At 69.4% G+C, this 22,528-nt stretch carries 25 protein-coding genes; 16 read left to right on the top strand and 9 right to left on the bottom strand.

Annotated features, from left to right (window positions below):
• Positions 1–53: 53 nt before the first annotated feature.
• The 3 genes from RIN43_RS15280 (at position 54) to RIN43_RS15270 (ending at position 4,003) form a co-directional block, all read left to right on the top strand.
• A complete protein-coding gene (locus RIN43_RS15280; protein ID WP_309129784.1) occupies positions 54–1,199 on the top strand; it encodes a LacI family DNA-binding transcriptional regulator in 1,146 nt (381 codons plus the stop codon).
• A gap of 81 nt (positions 1,200–1,280) precedes the next feature.
• On the top strand, positions 1,281–3,326 hold the full coding sequence (locus RIN43_RS15275) for a beta-galactosidase (protein WP_309129783.1): 2,046 nt from the start codon (positions 1,281–1,283) through the stop codon (positions 3,324–3,326).
• A complete protein-coding gene (locus RIN43_RS15270; RefSeq protein WP_309129782.1) occupies positions 3,323–4,003 on the top strand; it encodes an MgtC/SapB family protein in 681 nt (226 codons plus the stop codon). Before RIN43_RS15275 ends, RIN43_RS15270 begins: the two co-directional genes overlap by 4 nt.
• A gap of 35 nt (positions 4,004–4,038) precedes the next feature.
• Here RIN43_RS15270 and RIN43_RS15265 read toward each other — a convergent pair whose 3' ends face one another.
• From RIN43_RS15265 to purL, 4 genes are all read right to left on the bottom strand, one after another.
• Positions 4,039–4,701 carry a flavin reductase family protein gene (locus RIN43_RS15265; RefSeq protein ID WP_309129781.1) on the bottom strand — a complete coding sequence of 221 codons (663 nt, stop codon included), beginning with the start codon at positions 4,699–4,701 and terminating at the stop codon, positions 4,039–4,041.
• A gap of 72 nt (positions 4,702–4,773) precedes the next feature.
• Complete coding sequence (locus RIN43_RS15260; protein ID WP_309129780.1) at positions 4,774–4,935, bottom strand: hypothetical protein; 162 nt, start codon at positions 4,933–4,935, stop codon at positions 4,774–4,776.
• A 130-nt stretch (positions 4,936–5,065) separates the two neighbouring features.
• Complete coding sequence (locus tag RIN43_RS15255) at positions 5,066–5,203, bottom strand: hypothetical protein (RefSeq protein WP_309129779.1); 138 nt, start codon at positions 5,201–5,203, stop codon at positions 5,066–5,068.
• 186 nt (positions 5,204–5,389) lie between these two features.
• Positions 5,390–7,717 (bottom strand): phosphoribosylformylglycinamidine synthase subunit PurL, encoded by a 2,328-nt coding sequence (gene purL, locus RIN43_RS15250; protein WP_309129778.1) that lies wholly within the window; start codon positions 7,715–7,717, stop codon positions 5,390–5,392.
• Between the two features lie 190 nt (positions 7,718–7,907).
• Between purL and RIN43_RS15245 the strand changes: the two genes are divergently transcribed.
• On the top strand, positions 7,908–8,864 hold the full coding sequence (locus RIN43_RS15245; RefSeq protein WP_309129777.1) for a hypothetical protein: 957 nt from the start codon (positions 7,908–7,910) through the stop codon (positions 8,862–8,864).
• Here the strand turns inward: RIN43_RS15245 and RIN43_RS15240 are convergent.
• Entirely contained in the window at positions 8,854–9,369 is a 516-nt protein-coding gene (locus RIN43_RS15240) for a DUF4188 domain-containing protein (RefSeq protein ID WP_309129776.1), read from the bottom strand. The two genes, RIN43_RS15245 and RIN43_RS15240, sit on opposite strands and share 11 nt — an antisense overlap.
• 69 nt (positions 9,370–9,438) lie before the next feature.
• Here RIN43_RS15240 and RIN43_RS15235 point away from each other — a divergent pair, with 69 nt between their 5' ends.
• On the top strand, positions 9,439–10,053 hold the full coding sequence (locus RIN43_RS15235) for a MerR family transcriptional regulator (RefSeq protein ID WP_309129775.1): 615 nt from the start codon (positions 9,439–9,441) through the stop codon (positions 10,051–10,053).
• A 178-nt stretch (positions 10,054–10,231) separates the two neighbouring features.
• The gene (locus RIN43_RS15230; RefSeq protein ID WP_309129774.1) at positions 10,232–11,137 is read left to right on the top strand and encodes a hypothetical protein; all 906 of its coding nucleotides are present in this window, start codon (positions 10,232–10,234) and stop codon (positions 11,135–11,137) included.
• Between the two features lie 229 nt (positions 11,138–11,366).
• On the opposite strand, the gene RIN43_RS15225 is transcribed toward RIN43_RS15230, so the two are convergent.
• Positions 11,367–12,857 carry an HNH endonuclease gene (locus RIN43_RS15225; protein WP_309129773.1) on the bottom strand — a complete coding sequence of 497 codons (1,491 nt, stop codon included), beginning with the start codon at positions 12,855–12,857 and terminating at the stop codon, positions 11,367–11,369.
• 158 nt (positions 12,858–13,015) lie between these two features.
• On the opposite strand from RIN43_RS15225, the gene RIN43_RS15220 reads away from it, so the two are divergent.
• Positions 13,016–13,240, top strand: coding sequence for a hypothetical protein (locus RIN43_RS15220; protein ID WP_309129772.1), 225 nt, complete (start codon positions 13,016–13,018; stop codon positions 13,238–13,240).
• Entirely contained in the window at positions 13,240–14,010 is a 771-nt protein-coding gene (locus RIN43_RS15215; protein ID WP_309129771.1) for a 3-keto-5-aminohexanoate cleavage protein, read from the top strand. The genes RIN43_RS15220 and RIN43_RS15215 overlap by 1 nt, the downstream gene beginning before the upstream one ends.
• A gap of 6 nt (positions 14,011–14,016) precedes the next feature.
• Here the strand turns inward: RIN43_RS15215 and RIN43_RS15210 are convergent, their stop codons facing one another.
• On the bottom strand, positions 14,017–14,427 hold the full coding sequence (locus tag RIN43_RS15210; RefSeq protein WP_309129770.1) for a VOC family protein: 411 nt from the start codon (positions 14,425–14,427) through the stop codon (positions 14,017–14,019).
• 96 nt (positions 14,428–14,523) lie between these two features.
• Between RIN43_RS15210 and RIN43_RS15205 the strand changes: the two genes are divergently transcribed.
• Entirely contained in the window at positions 14,524–15,087 is a 564-nt protein-coding gene (locus tag RIN43_RS15205) for a dihydrofolate reductase family protein (protein WP_309129769.1), read from the top strand.
• Between the two features lie 83 nt (positions 15,088–15,170).
• Here RIN43_RS15205 and RIN43_RS15200 read toward each other — a convergent pair whose 3' ends face one another.
• Both RIN43_RS15200 and RIN43_RS15195 read right to left on the bottom strand, forming a co-directional pair.
• A complete protein-coding gene (locus RIN43_RS15200) occupies positions 15,171–15,926 on the bottom strand; it encodes an SDR family oxidoreductase (RefSeq protein WP_309129768.1) in 756 nt (251 codons plus the stop codon).
• Between the two features lie 81 nt (positions 15,927–16,007).
• On the bottom strand, positions 16,008–16,769 hold the full coding sequence (locus RIN43_RS15195; protein WP_309129767.1) for an NmrA family NAD(P)-binding protein: 762 nt from the start codon (positions 16,767–16,769) through the stop codon (positions 16,008–16,010).
• A 207-nt stretch (positions 16,770–16,976) separates the two neighbouring features.
• Here RIN43_RS15195 and RIN43_RS15190 point away from each other — a divergent pair, with 207 nt between their 5' ends.
• The 7 genes from RIN43_RS15190 to RIN43_RS15160 all read left to right on the top strand — a co-directional run bounded on the left by RIN43_RS15190 (position 16,977) and on the right by RIN43_RS15160 (position 22,513).
• Positions 16,977–17,927, top strand: coding sequence for an alpha/beta hydrolase (locus tag RIN43_RS15190; protein WP_309129766.1), 951 nt, complete (start codon positions 16,977–16,979; stop codon positions 17,925–17,927).
• Between the two features lie 29 nt (positions 17,928–17,956).
• Entirely contained in the window at positions 17,957–18,697 is a 741-nt protein-coding gene (locus tag RIN43_RS15185; RefSeq protein WP_309129765.1) for an alpha/beta hydrolase, read from the top strand.
• 68 nt (positions 18,698–18,765) lie between these two features.
• Positions 18,766–19,692, top strand: coding sequence for an alpha/beta hydrolase (locus RIN43_RS15180; protein ID WP_309129764.1), 927 nt, complete (start codon positions 18,766–18,768; stop codon positions 19,690–19,692).
• Entirely contained in the window at positions 19,689–20,309 is a 621-nt protein-coding gene (locus RIN43_RS15175) for a hypothetical protein (protein ID WP_309129763.1), read from the top strand. The genes RIN43_RS15180 and RIN43_RS15175 overlap by 4 nt, the downstream gene beginning before the upstream one ends.
• Before the next feature lie 113 nt (positions 20,310–20,422).
• Complete coding sequence (locus RIN43_RS15170; protein ID WP_309129762.1) at positions 20,423–21,193, top strand: NAD(P)H-binding protein; 771 nt, start codon at positions 20,423–20,425, stop codon at positions 21,191–21,193.
• A gap of 19 nt (positions 21,194–21,212) precedes the next feature.
• A complete protein-coding gene (locus RIN43_RS15165; protein WP_309129761.1) occupies positions 21,213–22,118 on the top strand; it encodes an RNA polymerase sigma-70 factor in 906 nt (301 codons plus the stop codon).
• The gene (locus RIN43_RS15160) at positions 22,115–22,513 is read left to right on the top strand and encodes a hypothetical protein (RefSeq protein WP_309129760.1); all 399 of its coding nucleotides are present in this window, start codon (positions 22,115–22,117) and stop codon (positions 22,511–22,513) included. The genes RIN43_RS15165 and RIN43_RS15160 overlap by 4 nt, the downstream gene beginning before the upstream one ends.
• Positions 22,514–22,528 lie beyond the last annotated feature (15 nt).

Here is a 22,528-nt window from a genome sequence, read left to right as displayed (position 1 = left end):
CTACTCACGGGCCGTGCTCAGGCACAAGACCCGATTCGCAGGCCGTCTGTATCATGTACTTGCAAGGGCGGTCTCGCCGAGCGCAGGCTTTCGGCGGCATGAACAAGGAGGGCGTCATCGACTCTCCGACAGGCTCAGACGCGGGCGGCCGGCCTCGTGGGCGGGTGCGAAGCCCAGGCTCAGGCTCATCTCCGACGCTGGCTGACCTCGCGCGACGCCTGGGTGTGAGCTCCATGGCTGTGAGCCTGGCGCTCAATGGGCGGCCCGGCGTGAGCGATGAACTCAGAGCGGCCGCTCTCAGCCTCGCTGAGGAACTGGGGTATCGCCCGAACTACGCGGCTCGGGCGCTCCGCACCGAGCGCACGAGCATGATGGGCATCATCAACCGAAACCTGCACAACCCCGCGTTTCTGAACGTCATCGAAGGGTTCGACGACGAATGCGCTGCGCACGGTTACCAGGTGATGATCGGCTCCTCGCGGCTGGACCTTGCTCACGAACTCGCGCTCATCGAGGCCTTTGCGGCACGTGAGCTCGAAGGGCTTGCAATCGCCCCACTCGAGACGGAAGCCGCGCGTAAGACGTGGAGGCGCAAGAGTGAGCGGCCCATCGCGATCCTCAACGCCTTTGCGGCCCGGAACGACCCGAATGTCCTGTCGGTGCGCTCGGATGCCGTGACAGCTGTGCGGCTGGCGGTGGAGCACCTGCGCGAGCTCGGTCATCGCCGCATCGCGTTGTTGACCGGAACCGTGAAGGAGCGTTCGGACTCCGACCGCGACTCGGAGTTCATCGCAGCCATGGGGCGTGATTCGCTCACGCCTCACATGATCGCGTGCGGATGGGACGCGGCTCACGCGCGGGCGGCGATCTCCGCGGCGCTCGCGGCGCCGCGAGCGCAGCGCCCGACCGCCATCATCGCGAACAGCGATCATCTCGCACATGCGGCGTATCTCGCAGCCCAGGACAACGGCCTCGTCGTTCCCCACGACTTATCGGTCATCGGCCATGACGACGTCGAGACCTCGCAGATCCTCGGTCCGCCGTTGACCACGTTCCGCACCGACCGCTATGCGATCGGCCGCTTGTCCGCGCGACTGCTGATCGACATCGCCGAGGGGCGTGAACCGGATGACCGTCATATCGAAGTTCCGGTCGAGCTGATCGTACGCGGATCCACGGGGCCGGCGCGCCGCGACTGACTCGGTCGCGCACCGGCGACCACGCGCCGATGAAAGGTGTCTGCTACTCTGCTCCCACGCTTTATCGTGAAAGTAGGAACCGTGCATTCTCATCCACTTCGCTCCGAGGGCGTGATCTTCGGTGCTGAGTACAACCCCGAGCAGTGGGACTTGGCAACGCAATCGCAGGACATCCCTCTCATGGTCGAGGCGGGGATCACCATGGTCACCCTCGGCACGTTCGCCTGGGGAGCGCTGGAAACGGACGACGGCGTATACGACTTCAAATGGTTGCGCCGCGTTATGGATCGCCTACACGCCGCGGGGATCTCGGTCTGCCTGGCAACGCCCACAGCATGCCCGCCGATGTGGCTGTACCACGCTCACCCCGAGATGGCGATGACGAATCGTACCGGCGTGCGGTTGGGGCAAGGCAGCAGGCAGAACTGGTGCCCGAGTTCACCCGCGTACAGCCGCTACGCACTCCGGCTGGTCGGGCGCCTTGCCGAGGAGTTCGGGGATCATCCCGCCCTCGCCATCTGGCACGTCGGAAACGAGATGGGCTGTCATAACACGTTCTGCTTCTGCGAACGCTCGGCGGCCGACTTCCGACAGTGGCTCCGCGAACGCTACGGCACGATCGACCGGCTGAACCATGCATGGGGTACGGCCTTCTGGGGTCAGTACTTCCGGGACTTCGACCATATCGACCCGCCCAGAGAGACCACGACTCTCCAGAACTCCGCTCATCGTCTCGACTTCGCCCGCTTCAGCTCTGACCGGCAGATCGCCCTGTACGACGCAGAGCGCGACATCCTGAAGTCGATTGCTCCCGATGTGCCGGTCACGACGAACTTCATGGTCACCGAGCACATCAGCAGCATCGATTACGGCAGCTTCGCGGAGCACGTGGACCTGGTCGCGAACGACCATTATCTGATAGCCGACGACGCGCAGTCGTGGCGAGAGCTGGCGTTCTGCGCCGATCGCACGAGGGGCCTCAGCGACAACCGGCCGTGGTTGCTCATGGAGCACTCGACCAGCGCGGTCAACTGGCAGCCGCGGAATATCGCCAAGACGCCCGGGGAGATGCGACGCAACACGCTGGCGCACATCGCTCGCGGCGCTGACGGTGTGATGTTCTTCCAGTGGCGGCAGTCGGCGTTCGGCGCTGAGAAGTATCACTCGGCCGTCGTGCCTCATGCGGGAACCGAGACGCGAATCTGGGACGAGGCCGTCGCGCTGGGCGCATCGGTCGCGCGCCTGGCGGAAGTGCGCGGAACCACCGCCGACACTGCGCAGGTCGCGATCGTGTTCGACTACGAGGCGTGGTGGGCCACGCAACTCGACGGGCACCCGACGGTCGACTTCTCGTACTCGACGGAGATGCGCTCCATCCACAGCGCGTTGCTGGATCGAGGAATCGCGGTCGATGTCGTGCCGCCGAAGGCAGACCTCTCGAAGTACTCGGCCGTCGTCGTCGCCGGGCTCTACATGATGAGCCAGGAGCTCGCCGACAAGATCGTCGATGCGGTGGAGCGTGGCACTCACCTTCTGGTGACCTACTTCTCAGGGATCGTCGATTCGGACGACCACGTATGGTTGGGCGGCTACCCCGGCGCATTGCGGGAGACTCTCGGTGTGCGAGTGGAGGAGTTCACGCCATTGCGCGCCGGTGAGTCAGTTCGCATGCAGGTCACCGACCGCCATCCGGGCGTTGCGGAAGACGAGCTCACCGGGTCGGTCTGGGCCGAACGACTGAGGAACACCACCGCGGAATCGCTGGCCGTTTACAGTGATCCGGCCCTTGACGGTGCGCCCGCCATCACGGTGCGCGACGCCGTCGGACCGACAGGGGGTTCGGCGTGGTACATCTCCACACATCTGGCACCGCCGTCACTTGCAGCGGTGGTCGGGGAGTTCTGCCGCGTCGCGAGAATCCGGCCCGCCGCGCGGGTTCGCGGATCGCACGTGGAGGTGATCCGACGAAGGGGAGATGATCGATCGTATCTCTTCGCCATCAACCATTCACCGAAGGAGGCGTTTGTCGATGCGGCGGGGACGGACCTTCTCACCGGTGAAGCGTTCACGGGCAGGATCCCGTTGCGTCCGGGGGACGTCCGTGTGATTCGCGAGGCGACCGCGTGACGTGGGTTGATCTGTCCCTTCGCCTGTTGGTCTCCCTCGCGGCCGGGCTCGCTCTCGGAATGGAGCGCGAGCTGCGTGGCCACCCGGCCGGGCTGCGCACACATGTGCTGGTATCGATGGGGTCGGCGATGTTCACCCTCGCCGGGGCCTACGGCTTCGAGGACGTGATCCGCGGGGCGAACGCCGACCCGGCGAGGATCGGCGCGCAGGTCGCGTCGGGGATCGGATTCATCGGTGCGGGAGCGATCCTCCGAGACGGCGCGACGATCCGCGGGCTGACGACCGCCGCGACCTTGTGGTTGGCGGCCTCCGTCGGCGTCATGTCGGGTGCCGGGAACTATGCACTCGTCCTTGTCGGCACCGGACTCGTGCTCATTGCGCTCGTCGGCGTGCCCTACCTGCGCCCCGCGCGGTGGCGACGCAAGCATGAACTGGTCGTGAGGCTCGACTGCGACCCCGAGCCGACGGTGCTGCCGACGGTTCTTGCGACAATCGGCTCACCATCCGTGGTGTTCGGAGAGATCGACGTCAAGGAGCGTCGTTCCCGCAACGACCAGCGGATCGTCATGAAGCTCGAAGCGCCCGCGAGTCTCACGAAGGAATCGCTCGTACAGCGGCTCTCGAACATAGCTGGTGTGAACGCCGTTCGCGTGCGAAGGTTCGCTGACGCGGCGTGATCCCGGCCCCGTGCCGTCCGTACTCGCGTCGGCGCTCACCCGCGATACCACTCCTCGTCGATGGAGGCGAGGCGTGAGGGCATGACCTCGCCGCCGCGGCCGAAGAACCGCTGGAAGCTGAGCAGCAGCGGCTGCCAGCGTTCGGGGTCGATGCGGTTGGGATATCCAGGCATGCGCAGCGACTCGCGCACATGCACCCGGGTGATCGCGACCTCAGCGGCGATCACGCGCGCCTCGGCGGGGTCGGATACACCGTCGAGCGGATGCAGTGTGCGCACCGTTCCCTCCAGGTGCACGGGAAGCTCGGCGATCCGGGGCGGGGTCACCGTCTCCGCCGCCACGGGCGAAACCCGGGCGTGCGCGAACTTGTCGCGGATGGATCTGTAACCGGCGGCGTGCTTGCGGGCCGAGACCTCAGGGCGGCCGGTGGTCAGAGCAAGCCGATCGACGATGTCGACCTCGTTCTGAGACGGAAGGTTGATCACCACCTCGCCCGTCGCGAGCAGGTTGCGGCCGGTCTGGCTGCTCGCCGAGACGCCCACGACGGCGGTCTGCCCCAGCCACCAGACTGAGGAGTTCGGCGCGATGTTCGCGTGCCCCTCGGCGTCGACGGTGGTCAGCAGCGCGACGGGGGTGCCGAAGTACAGGATGGCCGGTGAGATCGCCGTGTGTGGATCGATCGACGTGACGTTGCCCATGGGGTTCCTCCATTCAGGAATCCCAGTCTTCGCCGGTCCGTCACCGCGCGCTGGCGGGAATCGGACGACGCGTCATCCGGCCTGGCCGTGCTCGGGGTCGTCCTCGTCCTGCTCGTCGTCATCGGCCTGTGCCGGCGGCTGATCCATCAGGTGTGCCCGGTCGTCGCCGGGGTCGCCGGTGCCCTTGTCCATTCCGTTGTCGGCCGGGTCGTTCGGCTGTGTCGCGTCGCTCACGTGAACCTCCGGTGTTCTCGATCTGTGCGTTCCACGATTTCTCGCTCGCGAAGTACGGGCGAGAGGGTTGACAGCGGTGACCGCGTTCCGCATCCGCTCGCGCCCGCCACCATGCGGCAGCCGCGGCGTCTCAGCCGAACAGGAGCGTGAACACGGTGGCGCCGCCACCGCCCACGATCAGCGCGATGATCGTCACCCACGCGACCAGGCGGATGCGGCGGGTGCGGCGCTCGCCGAGATCGCCGTAGTCCTCGTCGGTGCGGCTCACTGTCGTCCTCCTCTTAGAGCGAGCTTGCGCTGCTCTTCTCAGCATCCGCTCGGTTCGCGCTGCTCTTCTCAGCATCCGCTCGGTTCGCGCTGCTCTTCTCAGCATCCGCTCGGTTCGCGCTGCTCGAATCTGCTCGCGCTGTGCGGATTCCCGCCGCGCGGGCAGAGAACGACAGCGCCGAAGCGTTCACACCGAGGCCGGCTCGGTGACCGTCGGGCCGAACACAGCCGGCAAGGTCGCCCGTGAGGTCTCACGCAGCTCCTCGGCCGTGACGGTGAACACGTCCTGCACTTCGAGCGTGGGCTCGGTGTCGGTCACGCCGATGCGCAGCACGGGGTAGCCGCGCCCCTCGCACAGGCCTCGGAACTTCACGTCGTCCTCGCGCGGCACGGTCACGATGACCCGGCCGGTGGACTCGGAGAACAGGGCGGATGCGGCATCAACGCCGTCGCGCTCCATGAGCTCGGTCAGCCACACGCGGGCGCCGACGCCGAAGCGCATGACGCCCTCGGCGAGAGCCTGGCCGAGGCCACCCTCGGAGACGTCGTGTGCCGAGGAGATCAGCCACTCTTCGCGTGCCGCGCCGAGCAGGCCGGCAAGGCGCTTCTCGGCGTCGAGGTCGACCTTCGGGGGCAGGCCGCCGAGGTGGTCGTGGATGACATCGGCCCAGGCCGAGCCGCTCAGCTCGGTGGAGGTCACGCCGAGCAGGTAGATGTTCTCGCCGGCATCCTGCCAGCCGGACGGGATGCGGCGGGCGACGTCGTCGATGATGCCGAGCACGCCGACCAGCGGGGTCGGGTGGATCGGGGTGTCACCGGTCTGGTTGTAGAACGAGACGTTGCCGCCGGTGACGGGAGTGCCGAGGGCGTAGCATCCGTCGGCCAGGCCGTCGACGGTCTGCCCGAACTGCCACATGACCTCGGGGTTCTCGGGGGAGCCGAAGTTGAGGCAGTCGGTGATCGCGGTCGGGGTGGCGCCGGTGACGGCGACGTTGCGGTATGCCTCGGCGAGGGCCAGCTGCGCACCCGCGTACGGGTCGAGCTGGCAGTAGCGGCCGTTGGCATCGGTCGAGATCGAGAACCCGAGACCCGACTCCTCGTCGACGCGGATCATGCCGGCGTCGTCGGGGAAGGCGAGCGCGGTGTTGCCGAGCACGTAGTAGTCGTACTGGTTGGTGATCCACGACGTGTCGGCCAGGTTCGGCGACGCGACCAGCTTCAGGAACTGCTCGCGCAGGGTCGCGGGGTCGTCGGTGCGTGGGAGGTCTTCTGCGGCATCCGCCTGCAGCGCGTCGATCCACGTCGGGTAGGCGACCGGGCGGTCGTAGACGGGGCCGTCGACGGCGACGGTCGACGGGTCGACATCGACGATGCGCTCACCCTGCCAGTCGATGACGAGACGGCCGTCTCCGGTGACCTCGCCGAGCACGCTGGTCTCGACCTCCCACTTGTTCACGACTTCCATGAACGCGTCGAGCTTCTCGGGGGCGACGATCGCCATCATCCGCTCCTGCGACTCCGACATGAGGATCTCTTCGGCGGTGAGCGACGGATCGCGCAGCAGCACGTTGTCGAGCGAGACGTGCATGCCGCTGTTGCCGTTGGCGGCCAGCTCGCTGGTGGCGCAGGAGATGCCGGCGGCGCCGAGGTCCTGGATGGCTTCGACGAGCTCGGACTTGTACAGCTCGAGGCAGCACTCGATGAGCACCTTCTCGGCGAACGGGTCGCCGACCTGCACTGCGGGGCGCTTGGTGGGGCCGGTGGAGTCGAACGAGTCGGAGGCGAGGATGGATGCTCCGCCGATGCCGTCGCCGCCGGTGCGGGCGCCGAACAGCACGACCTTGTTGCCCACGCCGGTGGCGTTGGCGAGCTTGAGGTCCTCGTGGCGCAGCACGCCGACGGCGAGGGCGTTCACGAGTGGGTTGGCCTGGTACACGGAGGCGAAGACCGTCTCGCCGCCGATGTTCGGAAGCCCAAGGCAGTTGCCGTAGAAGCTGATGCCGGCGGTGACCCCGTGCACGACGCGCGGGGTGTCGGGGTGGTCGATGGCGCCGAAGCGCAGAGCATCCATCACGGCCACGGGGCGTGCGCCCATCGAGATGATGTCGCGCACGATGCCGCCGACGCCGGTAGCGGCACCCTGGAACGGCTCGATGAAGCTCGGGTGGTTGTGCGACTCGGCCTTGAACGTGACCGCCCATCCCTCGCCCACGTCGACGACGCCGGCGTTCTGGCCCATGCCGACCATGAGGCGCTCGCGCATCTCGTCGGAGACCTTCTGGCCGAAGCGGCGCAGGTAGTTCTTCGACGACTTGTAGGAGCAGTGCTCCGACCACATCACCGAGTACATCGCCAGCTCGCCAGAGGTGGGGCGACGACCGAGGATCTCCCTGATGCGCGCGTACTCGTCGTCCTTGAGTCCGAGAGCGCCGTACGGCTGCTCCTTCTCGGGGGTGGCGATCGCGTTCTCGACAGAGTCGGGTACGTGGGTGGTGGGGGTGTTCGGGGTGGTCACGCGCACTCCAATGGAAGGGGCCGGCGGGGCGCTTCCAGTTTAGTCCGCTCAGATTCCGGCCGGATGCCGACCCTGAGCGGGCCTGACCTCCGTGCGGCCGCGCCCGCGGCACGGTTCGTTCGCAGGCGTGCGCATCCGCCGCGCGCGAGCCGATCCGCGTCTGCGAGTCGAACTGTGGCACCGTGTGCTCATGACCGACCCTTCTCCCGCTCCCGTGATGGCGCACCGCCTGACATCCTTCGCGATCGGAGTCGGCGGCGGCGCCCTGGGACTCCTGCCGTGGCTGATGGGCGGTGGCCGGCTGCCCCTGCAGAACCTCTGGAGCAGCGCGACGATGCCGGAGGACATGCCGTTCGTCCTGCTGCCGTTGAGCCAGTATTACGCCACGGTTCTGTTCTCCCTCGTGCTGCTCGGCGGGACTTTCGCCGGCATCGGGCTGCGGTTCGCTCGGCGCCGTCGCGCGCTCGCCGTGTGGCCTGCGGTGCTGGGCCTCGCGGCCGTGCATCTCGTCGCGGCGATCCAGAGCTTCGGTGTGCTCGCCGACGGCCTCGGGCTCGCCGGTGGGGGCGACTCGCGCGCCGGGCTCTACTTCGCAGGGATGCTGGCCGGCGCCGTCGTCGCGATGCTGCTGGCACAGCTGGCGCTGTGGATGACGTCTCGCCTCTCGCCCGGTACGGCGGCGCTCGGAGTCGCGCTCTCCGCGGTTCCGTTCGCAAGCTGGTTCGCGCGCGGTGTCGTCGCGTTCACGAGCGAGGTCACGCCGCCGATGTTCCTGTCGAGCATCGTGTCTTGGCTTCCGGCGGTCATCGTCGGAGCCGCGCTCATCTGGTGCGGAGTGCGACCGGCGAGGCGGCTCGCCGTGTGGCTGGTCTCACTGCTGGCCCTGTGGATCGTGCCGGCGCTGTTCACCGCGATCCAATACGGGCTCGGAATGCGGGTGCTGCAGGGCGACGTGGGAGAGATGGCGGCTGCCGCCGCTGATGTGTTCCCGATGGCGCTTCGCGAGATCTGGATGCCGACGGCGGTCGCTCTGGCCATCGCCGTCGCAGGCACGGTCGTGCGTGCGATTGTCGAACGCGGAGGGAACGGAGCGCCGCAGGAGGACGCGCCGGCCGGGGAGGATCGCAGTTCGACCCTCACTGCCTGACGGGTGCGTCGACCGCTTCGCTCGCCCGGGTGCGACCGTCGGCGAACCGCTGCCTGGCGCCGTCATGCCGGCGCCCGACCTCGACGAGCTCGGTCGCCTTGGGCAGCCCCATCGGCTTCGTCGAGACGTAGACGCTCTCGGCACGCTCGACGAGGAAGGTCTCGTGCCAGATTCCGACGGCCCCTGGCGCCTTTCGCGCCATCCGGTTGAACCGGGTCCAGGCGGGCCGGTGCTCCTGCGTCGGGTTCGCGGCATAGGCGTACAGCTTCTCGATCGACGACCAGTACTGCACGACGTACGGGCCTCCGCCGCCCAGAAGCAGTTCGTAGCCGAGCAGGCCTGAATCGTCGTCGCGGGAGAGCTCGCGCAGCATCCGGGGCATGGCGCCGAAGACCGGCAGCCACAGGTCGGGGCGCCACCAGCGGTTGATCTGCATGCCGATGTGGAAGACGACGAGTTCGCCGTCGTGGCGGTGGGTCATGCGTCCGGGGACGACTCGTGTCATGGTCTTCTCCTATTCGATAGTTCCACTATCCATATTGGATAGCGATACTATCGATGTCAAGAGGTGGCTATGAGGATTTCCGAGCTGTCGGCGCAGACGGGTGTGACCGTGCCGACGATCAAGTACTACCTGCGCGAGGGTCTGCTCCCGGAGGGCGAGCGCACCGCGCCGACGCAGGCGACGTACGGTGAGCGGCACGTGGAACGACTTCGGGTGATTCGTGCGCTGCTGGATGCCAGGGTGAGCATCGCAGAGACGCGCCGGGTTCTGGAGGCGCTCGATGCGGCACCAGCGAACGCGCATGATCTGCTCGGCGCCGCGCACGCCGCGGTGACGCCGCCCCTCGACGAAGGCCTGGATCTCGCGGATGCCGAGCGCCTCGTGGCGGGGCTCGGGTGGCGGCCCGGGATGTGCGATCCGGCGGTGCTCGGCGACGTCGCCCGGGCGCTGGCCGGATTGGAGCGCGCCGGGTTCGCCGTCTCGGACGACGTGATGCCGGTGTACCTCGACAGTGCTCGGAAGATCGCGGATGCCGAGATCGCCGGCGTCCCCTCCGAGTCAGCCGAGGCGGCCGTGCGCTACGTCGTGCTGGGATCGGTGCTGGTCGAGCCGCTGCTGCTCGCTCTGCGACGGGTGGCGCAGCAGGTGGCGTCGGCAGAGCGCTTCGGCGGCGCGGAGCACTAACCGGCTTGCTGTGGTGCGACCGCGGATGGGGTGAAGATCGGGGTGATTTTCCGCGCACGCCTCAGGGGTCAGCCAGGGCGTCCTTAGGATGAGTCCGCCGTGCCGTTGCCAGCCATCTGGCGGATGTCGTTGCGCACGACTGTCGCTTGCCACTGCAGTGGCCAAGGAGGGAACTAGCGTGACCACTTCATTGCCCGAGAACGCCCACGCCGCCGCGAAAGGGGTCAGCCGCCGGACGATCGTCAAGGGTGCGGCCTGGTCCGTCCCCGCGGTCGCTGTCGCCATCGCCACCCCGCTCGCCGCGGCTTCGACCGCGACTGCCGCTCTCACCTATGAGGTGACGCCGATCGCCGATGTGTACGCGCCCTACGGTGCGGTTTCGGTTCGCCTGACGAACACGGGCACGGCCGAATACTCCGGTCCGATCACGCTCAGCACTCCGGCGTGGGCGACGGTCGCCCCGTTCTCGGTGCCGGGGGCGACTCCGACGACCGCCGACGGCACCACCGTGTGGACCATCCCGGCCGCGTCGATCGCCGCGGGCCAGTCGATCGTCCTCGACCTGACGTGGGACGGACCCTTCCCTGAGGCCGCCGAGCAGCGGCCGCTCACCGTGGCTGTCGACTCGTCCGCGAGCATCACCCCGGCGGGCCCGGTCACGGTGGCGTCGCCGTACCAGCTGCTCTGGTACGCGGTGACGCCCGGCGGGCAGGGCAACCCCGCCGGAAGCCCGGGGTTCTTCATCGGGAACACCACCGAGACCCCGTACAGCGACACCGGCGCCATCCGCACCGGCGTGTGGGGCTTCCCCCTGCCCTCGGTTCGACTGTTCACCTCCAATGGAGTCACGTACAACGGTGAGAGGGCGGCCGAGTCCGGCCAGTTCATCGCGCGCTACTTCGACATTCCGCTGAGCGTGCCCGCTCGCACGGGTCGGCAAGTGTTCGAGTACCTGCCATCCACGAGCGGGCCGGCCCTGCAGCACAGCCGCCCGCTCATCTCGATCCTCACCGACCCCGCGACAGAGTTCGACACTCTGGGCGACCTGGCCCTGTACTCGCCGTACCGGCCTGCAGCCGGCTGACACAACGTTCGGATGCCCGCAGCGCAGAACAGCGCCGCGGGCATCCGCGTGTTCGGGCCTCTGTCGCCGAGGCCGGGGGTGGCTCACCGCTCGCGCGAGCGACTCGGTCCCGTTGCGCGTCTTGCGTGTTCGCAACCGCAACGGCGCGCACTCTCATCCGCGCTCTGAGCCAACGCAGCCCGAGATTGTCGACGCACCCCGCGGTTCGCCGCGGTCCCCGGCCCGCGGCTCAGCCGGCCGGGCGGAATCTTCGCGGCGGCGGGTCGATTCCCCCCCACGCGTAGGTGAGTGCCAGTCGCGGCCGCAGCCTGATCGGCCCCTCGCCGGGTCTCGTGCCGGGCGGATGCAGGACGAACTCCTCTTTACCGCGTCGCGTCAGCCGCCAGCCGTGGTGGTGGAGATTCATATGATGGAACCGGCAGAGCAGGACGCCGCGGTCGATGTCGGTGCGGCCCTCGTGGTCGGCCCAGTGGTCGATGTGGTGCGCTTCGCAGTATGACGCGGGGCGGTCGCAGCTCGGCCACATGCATCCGCCGTCGCGGATGGCCAGGGCGACGCGCTGTCGAGGTGTGAACAGGCGGTGCTCCCGCCCGACGTCGAGCGGGTTGCCGCATCCGTCGACCGTGACCGGCACGTAGCCGCTGTCGCAGATGTGCTGGTCGGCGACCGCGGCGGGCAGGCTCGTCAGGCCGTCTTCGGAGTGGGCGGTAGGCGAGGGCGTGCCGGTCTCATCGACCACCTTCACGAGCCGCACCCCTGCCTGTCGCGTACCGAAGACGGTCTCGGCGTCGGCCAGCGCACCGGCGCGCAGCACGTCGCGGAACAGGTCATAGGCCAGCTGGTCGTTGCTGCGATCATCGGCGCTCAGTTCCGCGGCCCGCTCGCGCTCGGCGGAGTCGACAAAGCGCGGTCCGCCGCGGCGCGGGCGAAGGGCGCTGTCGAGCACGGTCTGCGCGAGCATCCCTCCCTCATCGTCGAAGAGGAACGACCCGCGCCGGTTGCCGTCGGCGTCGGTCCAGAGCCGGAAGCTGCGGCGCTCGTACCGCTCGAGGAACCGACGGTACGCGCCGTCGGGGTCCAGCTGGTCGCGGATCGCCCGCGCGGTGTGCCGCAGTTCCTCCAGCGACTGCGTTGACGCCTCGGCGATCAGCTGCTCGGCCGCGAGGAACCAGGCGTCGCGCGCGACAGCCGTCTGGTCGGCATCCGCTCCCTCGGGAGCAGGGGGCTCACCGAGCCCCTGACGGATGGCATCGTGCTGCGCCGCAGTGATGGCCTGCGCGAACAGGGCGGCGCCGAGCGGAGCATCCCACGGCTGCGCCTTTTCGTCGCCGGCGGTCTCGGCAGTCGCGGCAGCATCCGGGGCGACCGTCGGCTCGTGCGCTCCCAGCAGCGATTCGCCGACGCGCATCTTGCGTGCGGCATCCGCCTTCGCGGTGCCCGTGAGCTCCTGCACCAGCGAGACCGCGGTGCGGTGCCCGCGGGACTGCGCGAGGCCGGACTGCCCCGCATCCCGTGCCGAGCGCGTCGCGATCACCCCGACCGCCGCGACCTGCGCGAGCTCGGCGCAGCGCATGAGCGCGGCCGACGCCTCGGCCACCGAGACCGCCTCGGCGTCGCTCAGCGTCGAGACCCGCGTCGCGAGCTCCTGCGGCTGCACATCCGCACCGAGCAGGTCGGCCAGCGCGGCCGCCCGATCGGTGATCTCGGATGCGAATGTCATGCTTCCAGTATCGGGAGGGCCACCGACATTCGAAGCCAGTTTCGAGTCCCCAGACCACCTCGCCGGGTCACGAACGGGTAACGAACGCGACGCGTGTCAACCCCCGCACGCCCACCCGGTCCCTGACGTAGAACAGAGGCAAGAGAGAGGTGACGGCCATGGCCGCAGGCGACATCGAGACGTTCCAGCGGAACGGGATCTGGTTCAACCGGATCGAGGGGGAGGCGCACACGTTGGGCAGCAGCTTCAACACTCAGGAGGAAGCGGCGCGGGTCGGACGCGGCGCCGCTGTCGCGCGCCAGGTGGAGCACTCGGTGCGCACGGACGAGGGCCCGTCGGCAGACGACGTCAACGACCGCCACCCGCGCGACCTGATCGGTTGATGAGGGCCGGCTTCGACGGCCGCAGTGCCGAAGGGCGCGCGATCCGGGTACAGGTGTGCGTGAACGGCGCGAGGGATGTGACGCAGCATCCCCGGTTGAGCGCCGACGCGACGATCGTCGCCGACGGAGCCGCGGATGCCGTCGCGGCGGGCGCGCGCGAGATCCACGTGCACCCCAAGGATGCCGCGGGGCAGGACAGCCTCGCCGGCGGCGATGTCGCTCGCTGGCTGCGCGCGGTTCGGGCCGCGTGCCCCGGCGTGCCGGTCGGCGTGACGACGGGCGCCTGGGCGGAGCCCGAGGTCGAGCGTCGGCTGGCGGCGATCGCCGGGTGGACGGAGCTGCCGGACTTCGCGTCGGTCAACTGGCACGAGGAAGGGGCCGACGAGGTCGCCGCGCTGCTGCAGAGCCGCGGCGTCGGCGTCGAGGCGGGTATCTGGGACGGCAGCGGGCTGGAAGCGTGGCGCCGCTCGCCCGTGCGCGCGGACTGCCTGCGCGCGATGATTGAACTGCCCGACGAGCCCGCCGAGAACGTCCGTCGTCACGCCGAGGGGCTGCTCGCCCACGTCGTCCGCGCGGAGCCGGGCATGCCGGTGCTGCTGCACGGGGAGGAGCGCTCGACGTGGACGGCGCTCGATCTGGCGATCGAGTGGGGGCTGGACGCGCGGATCGGCCTGGAGGACGGCCTCACGCTGCCCGACGGCAGCCTCGCGGGCGACAACGCGGCGCTCGTGAGGGCGGCGGTGGCGCGGATGCCGGTGGTCGGTCCCTGACCGCTTTCATTCGGTAACGGAGCGGGAATCCTTCTCGCCCCGCACTCGCCCCCAGCCCGACCAGTCCGGGCGGTCGACGATGCAGAAGCGGTTGCCCTCCGGGTCCTCCATGATCACGTAGTCCGCGTCGACGGGCAGGTTGTCCCAGTGCACCTCGCGCGCGCCCAGCTCGGCGAGGCGGCGCACCTCGGCCTGCTGATCCTCGGCGTAGATGTCGAGGTGGATGCGCGGAGGCAGAACCCGTTCTGAGCGATGGGCATCGAGGGCGATGCACGGCGTGTCCGCGTGGCGCGGTTTCAGCACCACCCAGTCGTCGTCCGCGGGGTCCCGCTCGACGTAGTCCAGAGCGGCTTGCCAGAAACGGGACTGCGCAGGCAGATCGTCCACACGCATCACGATCGATGCGATCATCAGCATCCGGTCAGCCTAGATCGGCTGACGATCGTCGCCCACCGACAGTACTGTGAGTCCCATCCGGTGACCGCCACCGCTCGCATCGAAGGAGATCGACGCATGAGACCACTGCGGTACGCGATCAACGTCACTCTCGACGGCTGCGTGCACCACGAGGCGGGGGTGGCTCCCGACGAGGAGTTGATGCGCTTCTGGACGGCGGACATCGAGCGCGCCGACGCCCTGCTGTACGGCCGGGTGACGTACCAGATGATGGAGTCCGCGTGGCGGCGCCCCGCCTCGGGGTCGTGGCCCGACTGGATGGATGAGTGGGAGATCCCGTTCGCCGAGGCCATCGACCGGGCGCCGAAGCACGTCGTCTCGAGCACGCTGACGGCCGTCGACTGGAACGCCGAACTGGTGCGGGGTGAACTGGGCGAGGCGGTTCAGCGTCTCAAAGATCAGCCGGGCGACGGCCTGTCGGTCGGCGGCGTGACTCTTCCGCTCGCGCTGGCCGACCTAGGTCTGATCGACGAGTACACCTTCGTGGTGCATCCGATCCTCGCCGGACACGGCCCGAGGCTGATGGACGGCCTGCGCGAGCGCATCCGGCTCGAGGCCGTGGATCGGCGGGAGTTCGGGTCCGGGGCGGTCGCGACCCGCTATCGGCCCGCCTCCGCCTGAAGGGTGCCCAGGTCCCCGGGCGACCCGGCGGCCCGCTCGACGACGCCAAGGGGAACGTCGTCGAGCGAACCGCAAGGATGCCGCTACGCGCGCGGCGGGTTCGCCGGCAGCCAGTCCTCGAGCGTCGTTTCGAAGATGTGCGCGCCGTCGACCGGAATGAGCGTGTGCTCCTCGATGTGCGCCCCGTAGTAGGTGGCGTCGTCGTCGCGCACGACGGTGCGCGGGTCCTTGCGGAAGGTGAGCGCGCGTCGGGCGAACTCGTCCATGCCGAGCGCCTCCGGGCCGGCGATCTCGGTGTCTCCCTGCGGCTCGCCGGCCGCGGCGCGGGCGACGGCGGTCGCGACGTCCTCCGCGGCGATGGGCTGGATGAGCGCACCGGGAAGCCGCACGGTGTCGCCCTCGGTCGAGATGTCGGCGATGCTGCCGACGAACTCGAAGAACTGGGTCGCGTGCACGAGCGTGTAGCCGATGCCCGATTCGCGGATCAGCTTCTCCTGTGCGACCTTGGCCGCGAAGTAGGCGATGTTCTGCGGACGGTTGGTGCCGACGATGGTCAGGGCGACGTGGTGGGTCACCCCGGCCTCCGCTTCTGCGGCGAGCAGGTTGCGGGTCGAGGTCGTGAAGAACTCCATCACGTCGTCGGGGGCGAACGAGGGGGAGTTCGACACGTCGACCACGGTGTTCGCGCCGACGAGCACCTCGGCGAGGCCTTCACCGGTGAGGGTGTTCACGCCCGTGTTGGGCGAGGCCGCGATGGCCTCATGCCCGTGCTCGGTCAGTTTCGAGACGACCTTGGAGCCGATGAGGCCGGTGCCTCCGATGACGACGATCTTTGCCATGTCGAGCCTTTCTTGTGAGGGTGATGCCGCTGGCGACGTCTGATAGCTGTGACCGAGAGGCGGCCACGGGTGTGACAGCGGTCAGGCGACCGCCGTGTTCTGCACGCGCCAGTCGTGGTAGCGCGTCGGCGCGATCGTCGCGGTCGCCTCGGGCAGCAGATCGCGGCTCGACAGGCGTGCGCCGAAGTACGTGCCGAGCGGATCGGCGACGACGTCGCGATCGTCCTGGCGCCAGCGCAGGTCGAGCTGGGCGATCTCCTCCAGGCGAAACACCTCGGGGCCGCCGAACTCGATCATCCCGAACCGCGGTTCGCCGAGCGCTGCCCCCGCCACCGCGTTCGCGACGTCGTCCGCCGCCATCGGCTGCACGAGCACGTCGGCGACATGCGCCGCGCGCTCGCGCATCGCGTGGTCGGTGATGTTGCGCAGGAACTCGAAGAACTGCGTCGCGTGCACGAGCGTGTAGGGGCGACCGGATGCGGTGATCAGGCGCTCCTGCTGCTCCTTGGCGACGAAGTAGCCGCCCTCCGCGCGCGCGAGCCGATCGGTGCCGACGACCGAGAGGGCGACGTGATGCGCGACCCCCGCGAGCTCTCCATAGGTGAGCAGGTTCATGGTCGAGGTGTAGAAGAACTCCTGCGCCGCCGCCTCGTCGGTGTACGACGAGTTCGACACGTCGACGACGACCTCCGCGCCGGCGAGGGCCTCTTCCAGCCCCTCGCCGGTGTACGAGTTCACACCGGTCGCGCGCGCGGCGGCGACGACGACATGGCCGGCGTTGCGCAGGTTCCGCACGACGCGGGTGCCGATCAGTCCGGTTCCGCCGATGACCGTGATTCTCATGTCGCTCCTTGATCGTCCGGGGGATGCCGCGGGCATCCGCGTGTATCTGATTGACCGGCAGCGTCCGCGGGTTGTGACAGGAACGCGGCAACTCGACGAAATCCGTCCGCGACGTCACAGCCGCGGCGAGAGCCCTGTCATCTCTGGCATGGGCCCGCCGATGATCGCCCGCGGCGGGCCCGCCCCCTCCGACGAAAGGACTCTCCGATGACCGAACATGTGCTCGAGCCGGACGCGCAGGCGTTCGCCGACGCCACCTCCACCCCGCCGTTCCTCGCCGACCGCGGTGTCGACGGGGCGCGCGCTCTGCTCGACGAGGTGCAGGCCGCCCCGATCGAAAAGCCTCCCGTGGACGAGGAATGGATCACCGTGCCCGCCGCTGTGGGCGATGTGCGGGTGCGCATCGTCAAGCCGGTCGGCGCGACCGGGACCCTGCCCGTGATCCTGTACGTGCACGGCGGCGGCTGGGTGCTCGGCAACGCCGGCACGCACGACCGCCTGGTGCGCGACCTCGCGACCGGCGCCGAGGCGGCCGTGGTGTTCGTGGAATACGACCGCTCGCCCGAGGCGCAGCATCCGGTCGCCGTCGAGCAGGCGTACGCGACAGCGCGCTGGGTCATGACCGACGGCGCCACCAAGGGACTCGACGCGTCGCGCATGGCCGTGGCCGGCGACTCCGTCGGCGGCAACATGGCCGCGGTGCTCGCGATCCTCGCGAAGCGGCGCGGCGACGTGTCGTTCATCCACCAGTCGCTGTACTACCCCGTCACGGATGCCGGGCAGGACACGGCCAGCTACCGCGAATTCGCGGAGGGCTTCCACCTTCGCGCCGACGCCATGGCGTGGTTCTGGGACAGCTACATGCCCGACGTGAACGCGCGCACCGACGTGACCGTCTCACCGCTGCAGGCATCGGTCGACGACCTCGCCGGCCTGCCAGAGACGTTCCTCGTGGTCGACGAGAACGACGTGCTGCGCGACGAGGGCGAGGCATACGGCCGCAAGCTCATCGCCGCCGGCGTGCGCACCACGCTCGTGCGCTACGACGCGACCATCCACGACTTCATGATGCTCAACCCGCTGCGCGGCTCCGCCGCGACCACGGCCGCGATCGCGCAGGCCGTCCACACCCTGCGCACCGCCTTCGCGCAGGCCTGAATCACCCACCCCGAACAGAGAGAAAGATCATGACTCACATCAAGCCCACCATCGTGCTCGTCCACGGCGCCTTCGCCGAATCAGCCTCCTGGAACGGCGTCATCGCGCGTCTGCAGGAGCACGACGTTACGGCCGTCGCGGTCGCCAACCCGCTGCGCAGCCTCGCCGGCGACGCCGCCTACGTGCGTGATGTCATCGCGTCGATCGGCGGCCCGGTGGTGCTCGTCGGGCACTCCTATGGCGGACTCGTCATCACGGATGCCGCCGCAGGCAACGACGCCGTCGTCGGACTCGTGTACGTCTCGGCGTTCGTGCCCGAGACCGGACAGAGCGCGTTCGAGCTGTCCACGAGCGCACCGGGCAGCACGCTCGGCGACGCGCTCGCCGCCTACCCGGTCGCGACCGGAGGCAACGAGTTCGCGATCCGTCAGGACGTCTTCCACGACCAGTTCGCGGCAGACGTCGATGAGGACGTCGCAGCGATCATGGCGGCGACCCAGCGACCGGTCACCCAGGCGGCGCTGTCCGAGGGTCTGGCCGCCGCCGAGCCGGCGTGGAAGACGATCCCCTCCTGGCACGTCTTCGGCGACCAGGACCGCAACATCCCGCTCGCGGTGCTGCGCGCCGGTGCCGAGCGCGCCGCATCCCACGGCACCCGCGAGATCGCCGGCGCCTCGCACGCCGTGCCGGTGTCGAACCCCGACGTGGTCGCGCAGGCGATCGCCGAGGCCGGCCGGGCCTGGGTGGCAACCCAGGAGCACGCGGCCTGATCATCCCCCGGCGCCTCGCACGTGCATCCTCCGTGCGGGGCGCCGGACCATCCTGACGGAGCATCCGCATGTCGCCATTCCCGCCCCTCCGCCGCATCGACGCGGGCGAGTTGTCGGTCGCGTACGTCGATCTCGGCGACCCGCACGCCGAGCCCGTCGTGCTGCTGCACGGCTTCCCCTACGACATGCACAGCTACGTCGACGTCGCGCCGCTGCTCGTCGACGCCGGGTTCCGCGTCGTCATCCCTGCGCTGCGCGGGCACGGACAGACCCGGTTCCTGGATGCCGCCACGCCGCGCTCCGGTCAGCAGGCCGCACTCGCCGTCGACGTGGTGGCGCTGCTCGACGCGCTCGCGCTCGAAGAGCCGGTGCTCGCCGGGTACGACTGGGGCGGGCGCGCGGCCTGCGTGGTCGCGGCGCTCTGGCCCGAGCGCATCTCGGGGCTGGTCTCGGTGAACGGCTATCTCATCCAGGACATCGCCGCCGCACAGCATCCGATCCGTCCCGACCTCGAGGCGGGCTTCTGGTACTTCTGGTACTTCGCGACCGAGCGCGGCCGGCGTGGGCTCGCGGCCGACCGCCGCGACATCGCCGAGGTGATCTGGCGCCGCAACTCGCCGGAGTGGGCGTACGACCCGTCGGTGCTCGACCGTACCGCTGCGTCGTTCGACAACCCCGACTACGTCGACGTGGTGATCCACTCGTACCGCCACCGGCTCGGGCTGGCGCCCGGAGCGCCGCGCTTCGACGAGTTCGAGGCCCGGCTGGCCGCCGCACCGCCGATCCCGGTGCCGACCATCACGCTCGACGGAACGGCCGACGGCAACTTTCCCGCGACCGACGGCTCGCAGCATGCGCACCTGTTCACCGGGCCGCGCGAGCACCGGCAGGTGCCGCACGCGGGGCACCACCTTCCGGCCGAGGCGCCGCACGCCTTCGCGCAAGCCGTGCTCGACGTCGCCGAGCCGCCCGGAGACGGTGCGGGGACGCCATGATCCGGCGTCGCGGTCACGGCAAGCGCGCCGACACCCCGGATCGCGCGCCGCTGAACAGCGCGCTGGGCACCGAGCTGTTCGTGCTGCAGGCGATCGCCGGTGCGACCATCAGCGAGGCGGGCACCCGGGCGACGATCTACCTCTCGACCCTGTCGAGCGGGCTCGTCGCGCTCGGCTTCGCGAGCGGCTCGCCGGTGCTGCTCGCGACCCTGACGTTCACGGTGCTGCCGACGATCTTCATGCTGGGCTGGTTCACCGTCGTGCGCCTGGTCGACAACAGTGTCGAGAACATCACGGTGCGTCGGCGCATGAAGCGGATCCGCGAGTACTTCGCGTCGCTGCATCCCTCGGGACCCGAGCTGATCGGCCTCGACGATCCGCGCACCGGCGAGCTCGGCGTCCGCTACTCGCGCACCTCGTTCCTCTTCACGATGGCGAGCATGATCGCCGCGGTGAACGCCGTGCTCGGCGGGGCACTGGTCGCCCTCGTCCTCGCGATCGGCGTCGAGGTGCCGACCGGGGTGGCACAGCTCGCCGGCGGCGTCGTCGGGCTCGCGCTGCTCACGGCCACGCTCACCTACGAACGCCGCCGCATCCGGGCGGCGAGCCCGGGCTGAGCACAGCCGGGCGAGAAAGTTCCGAGCCCGCTGTCACAGATCGCGGAGCCGCCCGGTCTCACCTGGTGAGGGACACGTCGCGCGGAGCGCGAGTCCGGAACGGAGTGAGCGAGATGCGGATCGTCGTGTTGGGCGGTACCGGCCAGGTCGGCCGGATGGTCGTGGACAGACTGGAGCGGCGCGCGCAGGCCGTGGTGGTCGCGTCGCCGACGAACGGCGTGGATGCGCGCACGGGTCGCGGCCTCGATGCGGCTCTCGAGTACGCGGATGCCGTGATCGACGCGACGAACGCGCCCGACCTCTCGGGCCCTGCCGCCCGCGCGTTCTTCGAGGAGACGACGCAGCGGCTGCTCGACGCCGAGCAGCGCGCTGGTGTCGCTCACCACGTGGTGCTGTCGATCGTCGGCGCGGATCACGCCGGAGACGACGGCTACTTCGCGGCGAAGGGCGTGCAGGAGCAGCTCGTCCGCTCGGGGCCGGTCGCGCATTCGATCCTGCGCGCCACGCAGTTCTTCGACTTCGGGCGCACGATCGCCGCGTGGAACACCGCTGACGGCACCGTGCGGCTGCCCGCACGTGCGGTGCAGCCGCTGGCCGCATCCGACGTCGCCGACGCGCTGGTGGAGCTGGCCCTGGGCGCGCCCTCCGGCGCCGCGGTCGACCTGGCCGGGCCGGAGCGGATGCTGTTGCCCGAGTTCGTGCATCGCGTGCTGCGCACCGACCACGACCCGCGCTACGTGGTGGCCGACGATGCCGTGGAGCCTATCGGCTTCAACATCGCCTCCGAGCTGCTGCTGCCGCGCGAGCCGATGCGGCTGGCGCCGACGAGCCTCGACGACTGGGTGCACGCGGAAGGACGGCGCAAGCTTGCTCTCGCACGGTGATCGGGTGGAGAGTGTCAGCGTGACACAGGCAGGCGACGACGATCGCCCTGGCGACGATCTCGACGCGGCCGTCGAGGTCTTCGCCGCGCAGAGACGGCGCCTGTTCGGCATCGCCTACCGGATGCTCGGCACGGTCGCCGACGCCGAAGACATTGTGCAGGACGCGTGGATCCGCTGGCAGAACACCGATCGCAGCCAGGTGCAGGAGCCCGCGGCGTTCCTCGCGACCATCGTGACGCGACTCTCGATCAACGTGCTGCAGTCGTCGCACACCAAGCGCGAGACCTACATCGGCCCGTGGCTGCCCGAGCCGATCAACACCGACGACGATCCGGCCCTCGGTGCCGAGCGCGCCGAGGCGCTGCAGTTCGCGATCCTGCTGACGCTCGAGAAGCTGACGCCGACCGAGCGCGCCGCATACATCCTGCGCGAGGCGTTCGACTATCCGTATCCGCGCATTGCCGAGGTGATCTCGGCCAGTGTCGTGAGCGCCAGGCAGCTGGTCAGCCGGGCGCGCGCGCACCTGTCGTCGACCCGGCACACGGCCGTCGAGCCGTCTCATCAGCGCCGCCTGCTGGAGGCGTTCCTGGTGGCGGCGCAGAAGGGCGATGCGCAGGAGCTCGAGAAGCTCTTCGTCGACGACGTCGTCAGCTACTCCGACGGCAACGGGGTGAAGCTCGCCGCGCGGATCCCGGTGATCGGGCGCACGCGGGTGGCGAAGTTCATCGCCGCCTTCGCGCACCACTTCTGGACGGGCAAGAGCATCGACTGGGTGCAGGTCAACGGACAACCGGCCGCGGCGCTCACCGAGAACGGCGAGATCACCACCGTCGTGACCGTCACCGCGTCGGACGACGGCATCGAGCAGCTGCTGTGGATGATGAGCCCGCCCAAGCTCGGCCATGTGACGCCGGTCATCGCATGACCCGCAGGAAGCCGCCGGCGTGGTTGCGCCGGAGACATCGTGGTGCGTCCGATCGGGAACTCATCGAGCAGCTGGCGATGGGGATGGCGGTAGGGGATGCCGACGGCATCCGCGCGGTGCTGCAGCCCGACGTCGTGGTGGTGATCGACAGCGGTGGCCGCGTGCCGGGGACGTCATCGCCCGTCGAGGGTGCGGATGCGGCGTCTGTGGCGCTGCTCGCGCTCATGACGCCCGAGACGTCGGTGACGATGGTGTCGATCAACAGCGCTCCCGGTTTCGTGCTCGAGCGTGAGGATGCTGTCGTCGGTGCCGTCACGGCCGAGTCGAGGGCGCATCGGATTTCGGCGGTGTGGGTGGTGTGCAATCCGGAGAAGCTGCGGCACTGGAACGGGTGAGGTGCCGGCCCGCGC

This window comes from Microbacterium sp. (genome assembly GCF_031178445.1).
Taxonomy (GTDB): domain Bacteria; phylum Actinomycetota; class Actinomycetes; order Actinomycetales; family Microbacteriaceae; genus Microbacterium.
This window is presented reverse-complemented; position numbering and strand designations above follow the sequence as displayed.